At 70.9% G+C, this 13,622-nt stretch carries 19 protein-coding genes; 7 read left to right on the plus strand and 12 right to left on the minus strand.

The genetic code is table 11. From position 1 onward, the window contains the following. Window positions 1-68: 68 nt before the first annotated feature. Window positions 69-656, plus strand: a complete 588-nt coding sequence (locus tag AB0I21_RS06195) for an HD domain-containing protein (protein ID WP_360559341.1) — start codon at window positions 69-71, stop codon at window positions 654-656. A gap of 82 nt (window positions 657-738) precedes the next feature. Here AB0I21_RS06195 and AB0I21_RS06200 read toward each other — a convergent pair whose 3' ends face one another. Beyond that, the gene (locus tag AB0I21_RS06200) at window positions 739-972 is read right to left on the minus strand and encodes a cold shock domain-containing protein (protein ID WP_360559342.1); all 234 of its coding nucleotides are present in this window, start codon (window positions 970-972) and stop codon (window positions 739-741) included. 164 nt (window positions 973-1,136) lie between these two features. Between AB0I21_RS06200 and AB0I21_RS06205 the strand changes: the two genes are divergently transcribed. Further along, window positions 1,137-1,541, plus strand: a complete 405-nt coding sequence (locus AB0I21_RS06205; RefSeq protein ID WP_360559460.1) for a RidA family protein — start codon at window positions 1,137-1,139, stop codon at window positions 1,539-1,541. A gap of 513 nt (window positions 1,542-2,054) precedes the next feature. Here AB0I21_RS06205 and AB0I21_RS06210 read toward each other — a convergent pair. From AB0I21_RS06210 to AB0I21_RS06220, 3 genes are all read right to left on the minus strand, one after another. Continuing rightward, a complete protein-coding gene (locus AB0I21_RS06210) occupies window positions 2,055-2,423 on the minus strand; it encodes a DUF3592 domain-containing protein (protein ID WP_360559343.1) in 369 nt (122 codons plus the stop codon). A gap of 402 nt (window positions 2,424-2,825) precedes the next feature. After that, the gene (locus tag AB0I21_RS06215) at window positions 2,826-3,395 is read right to left on the minus strand and encodes a dihydrofolate reductase family protein (RefSeq protein ID WP_360559344.1); all 570 of its coding nucleotides are present in this window, start codon (window positions 3,393-3,395) and stop codon (window positions 2,826-2,828) included. Between the two features lie 154 nt (window positions 3,396-3,549). Then, window positions 3,550-4,023 (minus strand): hypothetical protein, encoded by a 474-nt coding sequence (locus tag AB0I21_RS06220; RefSeq protein WP_360559345.1) that lies wholly within the window; start codon window positions 4,021-4,023, stop codon window positions 3,550-3,552. Window positions 4,024-4,397: 374 nt separating this feature from the next. Between AB0I21_RS06220 and AB0I21_RS06225 the strand changes: the two genes are divergently transcribed. The 3 genes from AB0I21_RS06225 (at window position 4,398) to AB0I21_RS06235 (ending at window position 6,142) form a co-directional block, all read left to right on the plus strand. Next, the gene (locus tag AB0I21_RS06225) at window positions 4,398-4,685 is read left to right on the plus strand and encodes a hypothetical protein (RefSeq protein WP_360559346.1); all 288 of its coding nucleotides are present in this window, start codon (window positions 4,398-4,400) and stop codon (window positions 4,683-4,685) included. 71 nt (window positions 4,686-4,756) lie between these two features. Then, complete coding sequence (locus AB0I21_RS06230; protein ID WP_360559347.1) at window positions 4,757-5,422, plus strand: SDR family NAD(P)-dependent oxidoreductase; 666 nt, start codon at window positions 4,757-4,759, stop codon at window positions 5,420-5,422. Between the two features lie 84 nt (window positions 5,423-5,506). Beyond that, window positions 5,507-6,142, plus strand: coding sequence for a LysE family translocator (locus AB0I21_RS06235; protein WP_360559348.1), 636 nt, complete (start codon window positions 5,507-5,509; stop codon window positions 6,140-6,142). 146 nt (window positions 6,143-6,288) lie between these two features. Here AB0I21_RS06235 and AB0I21_RS06240 read toward each other — a convergent pair whose 3' ends face one another. The 7 genes from AB0I21_RS06240 to AB0I21_RS06270 all read right to left on the minus strand — a co-directional run bounded on the left by AB0I21_RS06240 (window position 6,289) and on the right by AB0I21_RS06270 (window position 10,639). Beyond that, window positions 6,289-6,987 (minus strand): hypothetical protein, encoded by a 699-nt coding sequence (locus AB0I21_RS06240; RefSeq protein ID WP_360559349.1) that lies wholly within the window; start codon window positions 6,985-6,987, stop codon window positions 6,289-6,291. A gap of 205 nt (window positions 6,988-7,192) precedes the next feature. Beyond that, on the minus strand, window positions 7,193-7,489 hold the full coding sequence (locus AB0I21_RS06245; protein ID WP_360559350.1) for a hypothetical protein: 297 nt from the start codon (window positions 7,487-7,489) through the stop codon (window positions 7,193-7,195). Between the two features lie 21 nt (window positions 7,490-7,510). Next, the gene (locus tag AB0I21_RS06250; protein ID WP_360559351.1) at window positions 7,511-7,645 is read right to left on the minus strand and encodes a hypothetical protein; all 135 of its coding nucleotides are present in this window, start codon (window positions 7,643-7,645) and stop codon (window positions 7,511-7,513) included. Between the two features lie 361 nt (window positions 7,646-8,006). Beyond that, window positions 8,007-8,882 carry a hypothetical protein gene (locus AB0I21_RS06255; protein WP_360559352.1) on the minus strand — a complete coding sequence of 292 codons (876 nt, stop codon included), beginning with the start codon at window positions 8,880-8,882 and terminating at the stop codon, window positions 8,007-8,009. Window positions 8,883-8,892: 10 nt separating this feature from the next. Further along, window positions 8,893-10,191: a hypothetical protein gene (locus tag AB0I21_RS06260; RefSeq protein WP_360559353.1), complete on the minus strand. Its 1,299-nt coding sequence runs from the start codon at window positions 10,189-10,191 to the stop codon at window positions 8,893-8,895. A gap of 15 nt (window positions 10,192-10,206) precedes the next feature. Continuing rightward, on the minus strand, window positions 10,207-10,395 hold the full coding sequence (locus AB0I21_RS06265) for a hypothetical protein (protein WP_360559354.1): 189 nt from the start codon (window positions 10,393-10,395) through the stop codon (window positions 10,207-10,209). Window positions 10,396-10,447: 52 nt separating this feature from the next. Beyond that, the gene (locus AB0I21_RS06270) at window positions 10,448-10,639 is read right to left on the minus strand and encodes a hypothetical protein (RefSeq protein ID WP_360559355.1); all 192 of its coding nucleotides are present in this window, start codon (window positions 10,637-10,639) and stop codon (window positions 10,448-10,450) included. Between the two features lie 178 nt (window positions 10,640-10,817). On the opposite strand from AB0I21_RS06270, the gene AB0I21_RS06275 reads away from it, so the two are divergent. Further along, on the plus strand, window positions 10,818-11,393 hold the full coding sequence (locus tag AB0I21_RS06275; RefSeq protein ID WP_360559356.1) for a hypothetical protein: 576 nt from the start codon (window positions 10,818-10,820) through the stop codon (window positions 11,391-11,393). 56 nt (window positions 11,394-11,449) lie between these two features. Beyond that, the gene (locus AB0I21_RS06280) at window positions 11,450-12,238 is read left to right on the plus strand and encodes a hypothetical protein (RefSeq protein ID WP_360559357.1); all 789 of its coding nucleotides are present in this window, start codon (window positions 11,450-11,452) and stop codon (window positions 12,236-12,238) included. Here the strand turns inward: AB0I21_RS06280 and AB0I21_RS06285 are convergent. Beyond that, the gene (locus tag AB0I21_RS06285) at window positions 12,225-13,445 is read right to left on the minus strand and encodes a M48 family metallopeptidase (protein ID WP_360559358.1); all 1,221 of its coding nucleotides are present in this window, start codon (window positions 13,443-13,445) and stop codon (window positions 12,225-12,227) included. The two genes, AB0I21_RS06280 and AB0I21_RS06285, sit on opposite strands and share 14 nt — an antisense overlap. Between the last annotated feature and the right edge of the window lie 177 nt (window positions 13,446-13,622).

The raw sequence follows: 13,622 nt of genomic DNA on the forward strand, positions 1-13,622 counted from the left end.
GGTGAAGCAGGCGCGAACTCCCTTTCGGGATCTCGGCACCGGGCGTTCAGCGTCCTACGGTCGTAGGTATGACGACCATGGTGCGGCAGCGGGTCGACGTCGCCGCGGCCAGGGACCTCGCCGAGGCCCTGCTCACCGACCTGCCGCAGCGCTGGGCGCACACCGCGGGCGTCGCCGCCCGGGCCGTCGAGCTGTGCGCCGCCCTGGGCCCCGCGATGTCCCCGGCCGACCGCGACCACGTCGTCGCCGCCGCCTGGCTGCACGACATCGGCTACGCCGACCCCGTGCGCGACACCGGCTTCCACCCGCTGGACGGCGCCCGGTTCCTGCGCGGCGCCGGCTGGGCCGCCCGGATCAACGCCCTGGTCGCCCACCACTCGGGCGCCTGCTACGTCGCGGAGGTCCGCGGCCTGCACCACGAGCTGGCGGAGTTCCCGCGCGAGCTGTCCCTGGTCGCCGACGCCCTCACGTACGCCGACCAGACCGTCGGCCCGGACGGCACCCGCGTCGACGTCCGCACCCGTATGGCCGAGATGCTGTCCCGCCACGGCGCCACCTCGGACAACGCCCGCGTCCACCACCTGCGCGCCCCGGACATCCTCGCCACCGCCGCCCGCGTCGAACACCACCTCCACCTCCACCTCGCCACCGCGTAGCACCCACTGGGCGGCGCGGAACGTCGCGTGGCGCGGGTCGCCGGGTGGCCCACGTCGCCGCGCGGCTCGGGTCGCCGCCGGGTCATGGGACGACGCGGACGGCCCGGTAGTCGAAGCCGTCCTGGCCGGGGGACTCCCAGTCGAGGCGGACCACCTGCCCCTGCTCCAGCGCCCGGAATCCGGGCATGTCGATGTGGCTGAAGTGCGCCCAACACCCGCCCGGCGTGTCCGGCGAGTCAAGGACACCCCAGCCCTCGTCGACCCGCCACTCCCGCGTCGTCGCCGTCGTCGTGCCGGTGCGCACCTGCTCAGCCACCCGCGCAGCGTAAGCCGAACATGCCGCCAGCAACGCGGTTTCCGGCTACGGTGCTGGTAGTACGGTGCGCGTTGCCAGTGGCCGATCCGGACGTCCGGCGATCGTGGGTGGCCCGATTTTCGTTCGTCACCGCCGAGGGAGTTTGCGACGATACGTCCGTGACCATGTCCGGCTCCATCGAGCTGATCCGCGCGCCCCGGCTGACCGACCAGGCTCCGTACGCCTACGCCGCGGTGGCCTCCGACGTCCGGCGGCTGGTGTTCACCGCCGGAGCCTGCCCGCTCGACGAGGCCGGCGCGACCGTCGCCGTTGGCGATGTGGCCGGGCAGGCCGAACAGGTGATGGCGAACCTTCGCACGGCGTTGGCGGCCGCCGGTGCCACCCTCACCGATGTGGTCAAGACAACCGTCTACGTCGCCAGCCATGACCGCACCGACCTCGTCACCGCATGGGACGTGGTCCGCCGGCACTTCGCCGACCACGATGCGCCCAGCACCCTGCTCGGGGTTACGGTCCTCGGCTACCCCGACCAGCTCGTCGAGGTAGAAGCCGTCGCAGCGCTCCGCTGACTGAGAGCCAGCTACTGCCGGCAACGCCCTTCAGCCCACCGCCGAGCGCCTCTCAGCGGCAGATGTTCGCCCGATCTTGGCGATGTTCGGAAGTACAGCGTTGTGCTGTCGCATCCACTCGGGTTGCGCTCGTATCACGCTTCGCTGCGCAGCCGCGATCGGGAATGCAGTACATCAGGAGTTGTCCCGGGACAGGCATCGCGTTGCGAGCACAGGACGTCGCGTTCATCCACGATCAGTTCACCCACGCAGACTGCCTTGCCCTGCCCTCCGCCTGACGGCCACGAGCCGGGCTGCCGATCGACGCCATCGGCGACGACCGCGTCGAAGTCCTCCGGCGCCTCGGCGTACCTGCGCTCGAACGCGCCGTCAAGTGCTTGTCGCTGACCGGGTTGGCGCTGCTGGTCCTCGTCCAGCTCGTCTTCGCTGACTCCGATGCCCCGTTGCGCGGATGTTGTCGCCGAGTACCGAAGGCGACAACTTCCGCTGGCGTTGCGGCGCGCTCGCGGTGACCTATGCGACGCGGGTGGCGCCGTAGGCGGCGCCGGCCAGGAGCACGACTCCGCCGATTCCCACCATCCAGCGGGTGCTCCCGTCGCCGTTCGGGTCCTCCACCCGGCCGGTCGGGTCCTTCGGGTCGTACCGGACTTCCATCCGCGCGCCCACCTTGACCTCGGTCGCATCGCCAGTGTTCGACACGTCGGCCTGGACGGTCCTTCCGTCGGCGGTGGTGAACCGAACTTCTGCGAAAGGGCCGCCCTTGGTGTACGACACCGACACGATGTCGCCCGTGGTGACCAGCCCACGTTGCTGCAGGATCCGATGGTCGTAGTGCATCTGGACCGCGATGCACACGAACACCAGCCCGGCGACGGTGGCCAAGACGATGCCGGCCCACTCCTTCGTGTTGGCGTATGGCGAGCTGTGCCGTGCGCGGCGTCGCCTGGGCAGCGTGGGGCGCGTCTTCAGCCTGGTCAACCTCGTCGCCTGATCGTCCGGCCGCAACCGTCGTCGCCGTTTTCGCTTCCCGGCCATGCGCCCATTATGTGCGCATGGCCGCACGTTACCGACGGCCGTCGGCGCGCGTTCGGAGTTACGGCCGGACGCGCAGTACTGACATGATCCGAGAGCGACCAAGCCGTCAGCGTCGGAGGCTCACTTGGCGGACACGTCGCTGAGCATTGGCATCGATCGACCGCCGCTCGGTCCCGGACACTCGTCGGCGTGCTGGCATTGCCTCCGATACCAGCTCCGTCAACCGCCCGGCCGGCATGGATGCGCCGGTCAAGCCGTTGCTCGCGTGGGCCGGTATCGCAGGGCGGCCACCCCGGACCGGAAGTCATGGCGGTCCACGAGCTCGAGCTGGATGCGTTCGCGCAGACCGGTGAGCAACGTCGGCCCGTGTCCGGCGAGGATCGGCTGCACGACGAACACGTACTCGTCGATCAGTCCCAGATCTGCCAGTGCCAGGGGGAGCGTCACGCCGCCCACGAACAGGCCCTCGCCTGGCTCCTGCTTGAGCTGCTGAACCGCTTGCTCCAGGTCGCCTCGCACCAGCTCGGCGTTCCAGTCGAACCCGCTCAGGGCGCTCGACACGACGTACTTCTTGGCCTGGTCGATGGTCTCGGCGAACGGGATCTGCCACTCACCCATCCAGTCAGGCCACGTGCCCGTGGCCGGCCGCCGCCACGCCGACTCCATCATCTCGTAGGTCACCCGGCCGAAGAGCAGGGCATCGGCTCGTTGCATCTCGGCGGTCCAGTACCGCATCGACTCCTCGTCCGGGGCGAGCCCTGCCTCGTGATGGCAGCAGCCGTCGAGGGTGACGTTGATCGAGTAGCGAAGTGGTCTCATGTCGTTGCTCTCCCTTGATCCGCGCAGCGCGTTTTCACCGGTCCGTACTCAGACGGCTGCCGGCGCCATTTCTCATCGGTGCCTGATCCCACCTGCTCAACACCGTCGTGGTGCGAACCAGGCCGCAGACCGAGCACGCGACCGATTCGGCGCTCTACTCCTCAGCTTGGGGCTGGACGACCGTGCCCGACACGTGGTTGAAGATGGCGACCGCGAGCTGAGGCCGGCCGGCAGCGTCGGCCACCGGAAGTCCGACCTGCTCATCCCGTCCGGCCATGCCCGTGCAGCGCTCCACGATCTCGCCGATCTGATACATCAACCGGACGATCGCCGCGGCCTCGGCCCCCGAATACCAGTACGGGACCGTCACGCCGGCCTCGTCCGCGTACAGGCTCACCTGGATGCCGGTGGGCTCGTGGTCGAGCTCGAAGTATCCCTCATGCCGACGAACGTTGACGTCGCCCAGGACGCTCCGCGACTCCTCGACGATGCGCTCCCAGGCCGCGCCGTCCGGCGCCTCCAGCGCTTCGTCGTCGTCATCGTCGTCCCAGCCCTCATCGTCCTCGACATCCTCAGCGTCGGACGGTGAGGCCGAGTCCTTCAGCAAGAACGTGAGGTCGTAGCTCATGTGTTGGCACGCTACCCGGGGGCGGCGCCGGTCAAGGCCATCCGCATGGCGTGGAGGTGGTCGGTGGCCTCGGTGATGGCGGGCAGCAGGTCGTGTTGAGCGCTGCGCGGCAGTGTCGCCGTTGGTGTGGACGCCGTTGGGCTGGATGGTGTCGGAGCGTGTGGCGAATCTGCTGGATAGGGCGAGGATGCCAAAGGCGCCGACGGGGTAGGGCACGCGGTATCCGGTGTGCTGCGCGGCGCCGAGTATCGGCCCGTCGATGAGGGCGTCGATGGGTACGGCGTTGGAGTACAGGGTAAGGCGCGGCCGCGGAGTCGGGACTGCATGTACCGACCCTGTGCGCAATTTTGCTTCAAGCGGGTTGGAGATGCTTCATGCTTGAAGTGATCAGGCTGGAGAAGCGCGGCTGGGTGAGCCGGCACCCCGACCCGGCCGACGGGCGCGCCACCCTGGCGACGCTCACCGACGACGGCATGGCCAAGGTCGCGATCGCCGCGCCCCGCCACGTCGCCGCCGTGCGCCGGCTGGTCATCGACCCGCTGACCAAGGCGCAGCTACGTCGGCTCGGCGCCGTCTCCCAGCGGCTGCTCGCCGCCCTGAGCGCGCCGTGCCCCACCGAATGGGCACCGCCCGGCGCGGCCGTGCCGGCCGAGCACGGCTGACCCGCCCGCGTCGCGCATTCTCACCCATCCCGGCCGTCCGGCCAGGACTGCACCTCTGAAGGAGCTTCGCCATGCCCACCATCGCCATCGTCGGAGCCGGGCCGGGTCTCGGTCTGTCCATCGCCAAGGTCTTCGGCGGCCACGGATTCGATGTCGCCCTCATCTCGCGCAGCAAGGACAATCTCGACGTCCTGGTCGCCGAACTCAACACCGTAGGGATCACCGCAGAGGGGTTCCCTGCCGACGCCGCAGACGCCGCCCAGGTCACCGCCGCGCTGCGACACGCGATCACGCGGTTCGGGCGGATCGACGTGCTGGAGTACTCCCCGCACGCGGGCCTGACCATGACCGCGCCCAAAGACGTGACCGTCGAATCGCTGCGCCGGCCGATCGACAGCCTCCTGTACGGCGCGGTCGCCGCGGTCCAGGCGGTGCTGCCCGCCATGATCGTGGCCGGATCCGGCACGGTGCTGTTCACCACCGGCGGCGGCGCGATCAACCCGTACCCGATGCTCGCCGACGTCAACATCGCCCAGGCCGGCCAGCGCAACTGGGCCATCAACCTGCACAACACCCTCGCCGAGCAGGGCATCTACGTCGCGAGCGTGGCCATCAACCTGATGATCGGCACCCAGGCCCCAGAGGGCGTCCCCTATCGCGCGCCGGACGAGATCGCCCTCGACTACTGGGTCTTGCACACCACCCGAACTCAGGCCGAGCACTTCATCGGCGCCTGACGACCTGCCCATCACCGTGAGCCCGCAGTACAGTGACGGCTCGGCAGCGGCGCGCGTCGACGCGGAACGGGGGGAGAAGCGGTGATGACAACCGCGCAGGTGCTGGCCTTCGGCGGCGTTGTCGCTCTCGGTGCGATGTCGCCTGGACCGGACTTCGCCGTCGTGATGCGCCGTTCGGCCCTTGCCGGCCGCGCGCACGGCATGGCGACAGCGGTGGGCGTCGCGGCCGGGGTCTTCGCCTGGGCGATTGCCGCCGCCACCGGCGTTGCGGCGCTGGTCGCCATGAGCTCCGTCGCCTTCACCGTCATCAAGTTTGTGGGCGCGGGCTATCTGGTGTACCTCGGTGTCAGCGCACTGCGCTCGGCATGGCGCTCGCGCGACGTCCGATCCGATCCAGACGCCGACCGCACCGCTGGCTCAGGTCTGTGGAGATCGTTCCGCGACGGTCTGCTGTGCAACGCGCTCAACCCCAAGGCGGCGATCTTCTTTGTCGCGCTCCTGCCCCAGTTTCTTCCGTCCGATGCCGGCCTCGTCCCGCTGCTGACGTTGTCACTGATCGCCGTGGTCATCACGGCCGTCTGGTTCCTCACCGTGGCGAATCTGGTCGCCGCGGCTCGCCGGGTGCTCTCCCGACCGGCCGCACGTCGTTTCATCGACGGGATGAGCGGCACGGCGCTGATCGGCCTCGGGGTCCGGCTCGCGTTCACCACCGCCAGGTAAGTCCATCCCGGTCACCCCCGCTCCATCTGCCGCTGCGCCCATCGGCTGCGACCCTCAGCTCGGACCGAGTCGAACTGGCAAGCCCATGACCCCGTCGCCGGTTTCGACGACCGCCTCGCGCAGTGCGCTCCACTGTTCACATGACATCACCAGTTGCAGGCTGCGTCGTGCCGCATCTCGACGACGAAGCTTGCCACCTGTTCGATGGCGTCCGCCGAGAGCGGCGTCAGGTCCCAGACCAGTCCACCGACGTGTGATCTGTAGTCCGGGGTGGGCGCGTTGCCTGACGGCGTGGGCACTGCACTGAGCGCCGCCAGGTCGTCGGGGCGCAGGTCGAGCACGTCGCCGAGATAGAGCAGCCACACCGGTTTTGGGGGGAAGTACCCGAGGATGAGCCGGCGAAGCAATGCTTCCGACCAGGCGATGACATTACACACGCTCGTATCGTCGAGGTTCCGGACGAGCATGAGCCGTTCGAGCACCGCGCCGAACGTCACGGTCGCCGGTGGCGCTGCCTGCTGGCGCGGGTTGGGTGATGGGGGCAGCGCGCGGGCGTACTGGCGAATCGGACCCAATTCCTCAGCGGTCAGCCGGCAGGCTTCCTGGAGCACATGCCGGACCTGGCGTTTCGCGGTGGGGTCGGCCGGCATCAGCTCGCCTGGTATCGGCAGGCCGGCGATCGCAAGCATGTCGGCGAGGCGCCATCCGAGGTCGTCCGCAAACTCGGGTAGCCGCTCCTGGTCCGGCACTGCGACGCCGCGGTGTGCTGCCAGCCGACGCAGTAGCACGCTTTCCACGTCGGCACGATAGCCGAACACTGCCTCGACAGCGCCACGACTGCTCATCGGCAGCTCAGTGAACGCCGGTCGTCCCCGGGCTTGCGCTCCCAGACGGAGAGTCACACCGGCGCGGCTGGCGGCGCGCCCGCCCGGCGGCCCAGATCCGGACGTCAGCGACGGTCGTCGAGAGGTCGCGGCGCGGATCGTTCGTATCTGCAGACCGACTCGATGAACGCTGTCAGCGCAGGTACCTGGGCGCCTGCTGCGGCTGTCACCGCTTCAGCGGTTCGTGCGGGTGTCTGCGCGTGTTGCTGGGCAAAGCGACCAGCGCAGGAATCGGTTCCGGCTCTCGGTGCAAGCCGAACACCACCTCCAACGGTCCAACGCCGCTTGCCAACAGCCAGAGGTAGTCGCTCAAGTTGCACGCGATGACGTCGATCCCGCCCTCTGAGCTGAGAAACACGATCGGTTGGGTCTCGACAGGCGCCTCCGGCTCGCGGAGCCAGAACGCAGACAGCCCGCCGGAGGCATCACGCCCGAACACCCTGAACGGGGCGACGTCCGCCACTGGATTGTTCGTATTCTCGCGTCACCACTCAGTGGTCTCTGCTGAACTCTCAAATATGTCGCCGGGTTCAAAGTCGTGCCAGTGGTGAAACTCCTGTAGCCAGATCAGGTGGGCTTGTACAAGCATGACCGGAAGCGCCCGGTCTTCGTCAACCACCGAAAGATCGTACGCGCACCGGCATCCCGGTGGCGGATGGCACCGAGGAGGCGTACCGGCGCGGTGTGTACGTGGTGTCCGTGGGCGATGATTGGATGCTCGCTCACGGAGTCCAGCATCTGCGCGGGCACGGGCTGGACGGTTCGATGGACGGGTTCTCCGAGACAGGTACAGCGAGACTTGGTCCGTCACGATTCTCGGTGATGCTGGTGAATACGATGCATCAACCGGTCCCACCCACAGGTCACCCGCCTGCACGGCCCTGACCGTGAGTCACCACATTGGCCGCACCACCGGCTTTGGTCTGAATATGGGCGCACCGGATCGGCCGGGTAGGCCAGACGCGTTGGTGCGCCGGCGGTCAGGTGGGTTCGGGCGGGGCGTCGGTGCGGTGGCGGGCGAGGAAGGCGGCGATGGGGAGCGCGGCGACGACGCCGCTGAGGAGGATGGCGGCGAGGGCGCCGAGGATGGCCGGGGAGTTGTCGAAGGCGAGGCTGACCGCGGCCAGGGCCGGACCGATGTTGCGGACCGCGGCGACGCCGCCCATGGTGGTGCGCCGGCGCGGGGGGCCGGTGGACAACAGCGTGCCGAGGCCGAACGACGCGGCGGCGAACAGGAAGCCGGCGAGCAGGGTCCGGGTGCCGAGCAGGGCGACGACGTCGGCCCAGTTGCCCAGCAGCATGCCGGCGAGGACCATCAGGAACGTCGTGTCCGACACCTTGACCGAGGCGGGGTGCCAGGCGAGGGCGGTCAGCGGCGCGTACCGGCGCAGCGTCAGGCCGACCGCGAACGGCACCAGCTGCAGGAGCACGACGCTGCGCACGAGCGCGCCGACGTCCAGCGCGGCGCCGGTGCCGACGTGGGCGAACCTGAGCAGCGCGTTGGCGGTGAAGCCGAAGGTGACGCTGCCGACCGCGGCGAGGAGGACCTGCATCGCGGCGGCGGTGATGACGTCACCGGCCTGGATCATGCCGAGCTTGACGGCGAACGGTCCGCCGGGTGACGACGCGGTCAGCAGCAGGGCGACGAACGGGGCGGTGGCCAGGCCGAACAGCGCCGCCAGGCCCCAGCCGAGCAGCGGGACGACGACGAGGTTGGCCAGCAGCACGAGCAGCAACAGCGGCACGTCACGGAACACGGCGAGCAGCGCGGGAAGGGTCGCCCGGAGGCCGGCGGCGAACATGGTCGCGGCGATGAAGATGACGGTGACGGCGTTGAGGAGCTGATGCAGGTCCACGGCCGCGCCCTCAAGCCCGCCGCTCGCCGAGCCAGCGCAGCGCGGTGAGGCTGGGCAGGAACGCGTACTCGCCGCCGCGGGTGGTGACGAAGTTCGGCACGCCGCGCAGCTTGCGGCGCACGGGCCGGCGCGGGATCGGGTAGTCCGCCGCGCCCGGGCCGCCGGTGGCGGCGATCGGGTCGCGGGCGTCGCCGGCGCCGAAGAAGACGCCGTTGTTGAGCCACTCGGTCTGCACGAACTCGAACTGGCGCCCCAGGTGCGCGCCGACGAACGCGAACAGCAGGCCCCGGTCCGCGCCGTCGTCGTCGAGGACGCCGTCGGGCAGGGGCGGGCCGTAGGCGGTACCGCGGCGAATCATGCGATGCAGCCGGACCTCTCCCGCCACGGCCGAGTCGCGGGGGTTGGCGCGGCGGATGTGGGTGCCGCCGGGCGTCGTGAACCCGTCGGGGTCCTTACCGGCGAACAGGAAGGCGTTGGCGCGGCGCGGCGCGGGGTCCTCGCGTTCGGGGGCGAGCGCCAGCGGCGCGCCGCTGCGCCACCGGCCCATGAGCTTGGCGGCGACGAACTCCTCGTCGTCCGTGTCCGCGCTCTTGCGCAGGAAGCGGCGGAACGCGGCCACGTCCTGCCGGAGCTTACGGAACGCGACGTAGCTGCCGTTGCGGCCGAGGACGTCGGGGGTGGTGGTCTGCACGCCGCCGAGCTCGTCGGGGTACCCGAGGACGAACTCGCCGGCCTTGAGCGGCGACTCGAGCGGGTTCGACCCGGGGATGCCGCTGCCCTCGACCGCGGGGTGGCTGATGCCGTCGCGGTGGCCGAACGGCTCGGTCCCGGCCGGCGGCGCGTGGCAGTCCTGCCGCCAGATCGCGGTGACGCCGGGCAGCCGCTCGTACGCGGGACGGGCCCGGTCGATCGTGGCGTCCAGCAGCGCCGTGTCCGGCGCGACGGCGACCAGGACGACGTGCACGTCCGGTGACCCGAGGGGCGTCTCCCACGCCTCCGGCGCGCTCGGCCCGGTGTCTCCGAGCGCGGTCGCGCGGGCCGCCATGCCCTGGCGGAACTCCCACGCCATCGAGTCGAGGGATTGCTCCGGTACGCCCAGCGCCCGCAACCCGTTACAGGTGACGGCCGCGCTGACCCAGGTCTCGCCGAGCGGGCCGGCCGGTTCGGCGGCGGAGGTGACGACGGCCGCGGCGCGGCGCATCAGCTTCCGGCCGGCGGCGCGGTCGTCGATGCGGAACGCGAGGTACGCCGCCGCGTACGGCGAGGGGCGCGGGCTGAGCACGCCGCGCTGGATGTCGTGCAGGTCCATGGTCGCGGTCTCCCGTTACCTGGTGACGACGTTGCGCCAGAAGTTGCGGAGGCTCTCGTCGGCACCGAAGAGCGTGCTGAAGATCGTCGAGTCGGCCATGAGGATGTGACCGGCGCGCGGGCCGGCCGGCGGGAGCCATACGAACGTGGTGAACTCGGTGTTGCCCGCCTCGGCCGGGCAGCTCCACGCCACATAGACGCTCACGCGGCGTTGTCCCGTCGTGTACGGGCGCCAGTGTTGTAGACCCGTTGCCCATTCACTGCAGCCGGTCAAGCATCTTGGAGCAGGCGGCTTTCACCCGCTGCGCCTCGGCGTGCCCCGGCTTCACGTCCGCGATGATCGTGAACCCGTGACACGCGGGCGTGCGCGGAAAGACCGGACCGTACCTGCCCTGCTGGAGGTGACAGGTGTCCTTCGGCAGCACCACCGCCGCCGGCCCGATCTCCATGCGTCCCTCCGGTCACGTCCCCCCGGCTTCCCGAGCGCGACCACTGCCCCCGACCGCCACCCACAAACCCGCGACACCGCGCTTCGCCCCCTGCCCCACCACGTTGTGCCTGGCTGGTCGGCGCGAAGGCGTCCTTTTGCCGGATGGCGTCGGAGCGTTCCGTCCGTACGCTTGGCGCATGCCGCGCCCTGAGCAGATCCCGCCGCCCGCTGAGGACGCTGTGACGTTTCGCCCCGGGTTCTGGCGCGCGTTCGGTTTCGGCCTGGCGATCTCAGCGGCGGCATGGGTGGTGCTCTCGCTCATCATGCTGGCCGTGGCACCCCCTCCGCCGCCCGCCCGGAACCTGTTGATGTTGGGCGGCAACGCCGTTGTCTCAAGTTGCGTCTACGGCGCATGTTTCGCCTTCTTCCGGTGGCGGTGGTGCCGGGACTGGGTGCGCATCTCCAGCGCGGGCCTGGAGCTGGCCTCCCGGGGCTCGTCCCCGATGATCGTGCGCTGGCCGGCGGTCGAGTCGGTGCGCTTCACCCGCCGCTGGGGCACGCCGTTGCTGGAAGTGACACCGACCGGGCCGCACGGCGTCGCGGTGCTCACCGCCGGCGCGTCGATGCCTCCGATCCGGACCCGCGACGGACGCGACACGTTCGAGGTCGAGATCTGGCTCACCCGCCCCGGCCGCGTCGTGCTGCGCTCAGCCTTGGCGGATCACCTGCCGTCCGAGCATCCTGTACTGGCCGTGGCCGGCCCGACCCGGTAGGTCCGCTTGCCGACGCCGCGCTTCCCAGCCGCCGCCGTGCCCCCTAGGCTGCCCGGATGATCTCCGCGATCCTCGCCGGCGTCGCGCGTCACCCTCGCCGGGTGCTCGGCGCCGCGGTTGCCCTTGCCGGCGTGCTCGTGGGCGCGCACCTGCTGTCGGCGCCGGACAGCGACCTCAGGTACGCCATACCGGTGTTGCCGCCCCTGCTCGGCCTCGCGGCACTCGTCCTGGCGGTCGTCGCGATGACCCGGCGGCGACCGGCGGCGTTCACGGTCGACGCCGGCGCGTTCCGTGCCCCGTCACCGCCGAACCACGTCCTGCAGGCCGCCGGCGCGGCCTTCATGGGCGCGACCATCATCATGATCGCGGTCAACTCCCGTACGCTGCAACCCGACCGGCCGGCCGAAGACCCGGCAGGCTGGTTCATGGGTGACGCGTTGCTCGTCCTGGCCTGCCTGGTCGTCGTGTTGAGCGTCGTGCAGATCGCCGCGGCGTGGCGGGGCGTCGGTGTGCAGCTGGGACCGGACGGCGTGAAGGACCGGGGCCCGCTCGGCACGCTCACCGTTCCGTGGGACGCCCTGACGACGGCCTCGCTGCCGCCCACCACACCGACGGCGCTGTCGCTGCGGCTCACGTACGCCAGGCCCGACCTGGTCCGCGCGGCCGGCCTGCCGTTGACCCGGACCCGGATCCGCACCGACACCATAGACGCGCTGTTCCTGGCCCACGCGGTCCACCACTACCTCGTGCATCCCGAGCGTCGCCAGGGCATCGGCACGGCGGCCGGATACGCCGAGTTGATGACCGTGCTGTACGGGGCGCCACCTGATCTCAGCCGTTCCTGAGGTCCCGCACCAGCCGGCGGTACATCGGCCGCAGCTCGACGTCCGTCGCCGCGGACTCGTCAGGATCGGCCGCCGGCGTCGCCGGTGTCCCGGTGAGCGTCTCGATGCGCCGGCCGAGCGGGGGCGTGACCGCGAAGGGTGACGCGGCGCGTGCCACGTCGGCGTCGCACAGCTCGGGCATCGACGGCGCGTACTTCGCCACGACGCCGGCGGCGAGGGCGGGCCAGCCGGCGACGACCACCTCGGGCTCGTCGCGCCGGACCACGCCGGAGCGGTCACCGGCCCGCGCGTCGCGGCGCAGCACCGTCACCATCGGCTCGACGAGCAGCCGCGTGGCGAGGACCGACCGGACCTGTGGCGTGCCCGCCACCGCCGCCGCGCGGGTGTCGGCGGCCAGGACCGCCCGGAGCGCCTCGGGTTGCAGCAGCGTCAGGTAGCCGAGCCGTATCAGGCCGAACACGCCGTGCAGGAGCGCCACGAACGGCCGTACCAGGTCGCCGGCGAGGTTCGTGTACGACTGCGCGTGCTGCTGGCCGATCCGCGTCGGGTTCGCCGCCATCATCTTGGTGACGTCCTCCTCGCGGCCGGCGTGCAGCAGTTTGTCCGCGCCGGGTTCGAAGATGGCGACCATCGTCGCGAGGGTGCGTTCGACGGTGCCGGTGAGCACGGCGCGGCTCGGGTCGCCGCCGCCGAACCGGGCCAGCTCCAGAGCCACCAGCGCGGTGCGCTGCGCGGGGTCGAGCACCGCCCAGAGCGGGGCGCCGATGCGCAGGTACCGGCGCCGCAAAAGCCCGGCGTGGCCCGAGCCGGCGGCGAACCGGTCGTCCAGCACCACGAGGTGGGGCCGGGGCACGCCCAGCGCGGCGGCGACCCGGTCGACCATCGCGTGCAGCGCGGGCATGTCGGCGCGGCGGGCGGTGACGACGTCGCGGGGCAGGGTCGCGGGGCGGGGCAGGGTCAACACGCCGAAGAGGACCAGCACGGCACCGGGCAGCAGCGCGACGCTGGGGAACCGCACCGTGCACAGCCAGACCCCGCACACCAGCGTCGCGAGGGCACCGGCCTGCACGACAGCGGCGACGGCCGCGGTGGCGGCCCGGCGCAGGCGGCTCGGTGCAGGCAGGGCGCGGACCAGCCGGCGCGCCCGCCGCTGCAGCCGCACGTCGAGCCATCGCCATCCGACGATGCCGTCCGCGCTGTCCGTCATGCGTAAATTATGTGCCGTCGCCGTCAGAAGCGCTGCCCCGAGCATCACGACGGTCGTGGGCGCGGCACTCGGGGTCGTGAGCGTGGACGACCACGACGGTGCGGTTCGCGTCGTCCTGCGCCGCGAGGAGCCTGGTTGGCCGTCGCGGTGCGCGGCGTGATCCCGTAAGATTGCGGC

Source organism: Dactylosporangium sp. NPDC050588 (assembly GCF_040654975.1).
GTDB classification, from domain to species: Bacteria; Actinomycetota; Actinomycetes; order Mycobacteriales; family Micromonosporaceae; genus Dactylosporangium; species Dactylosporangium maewongense.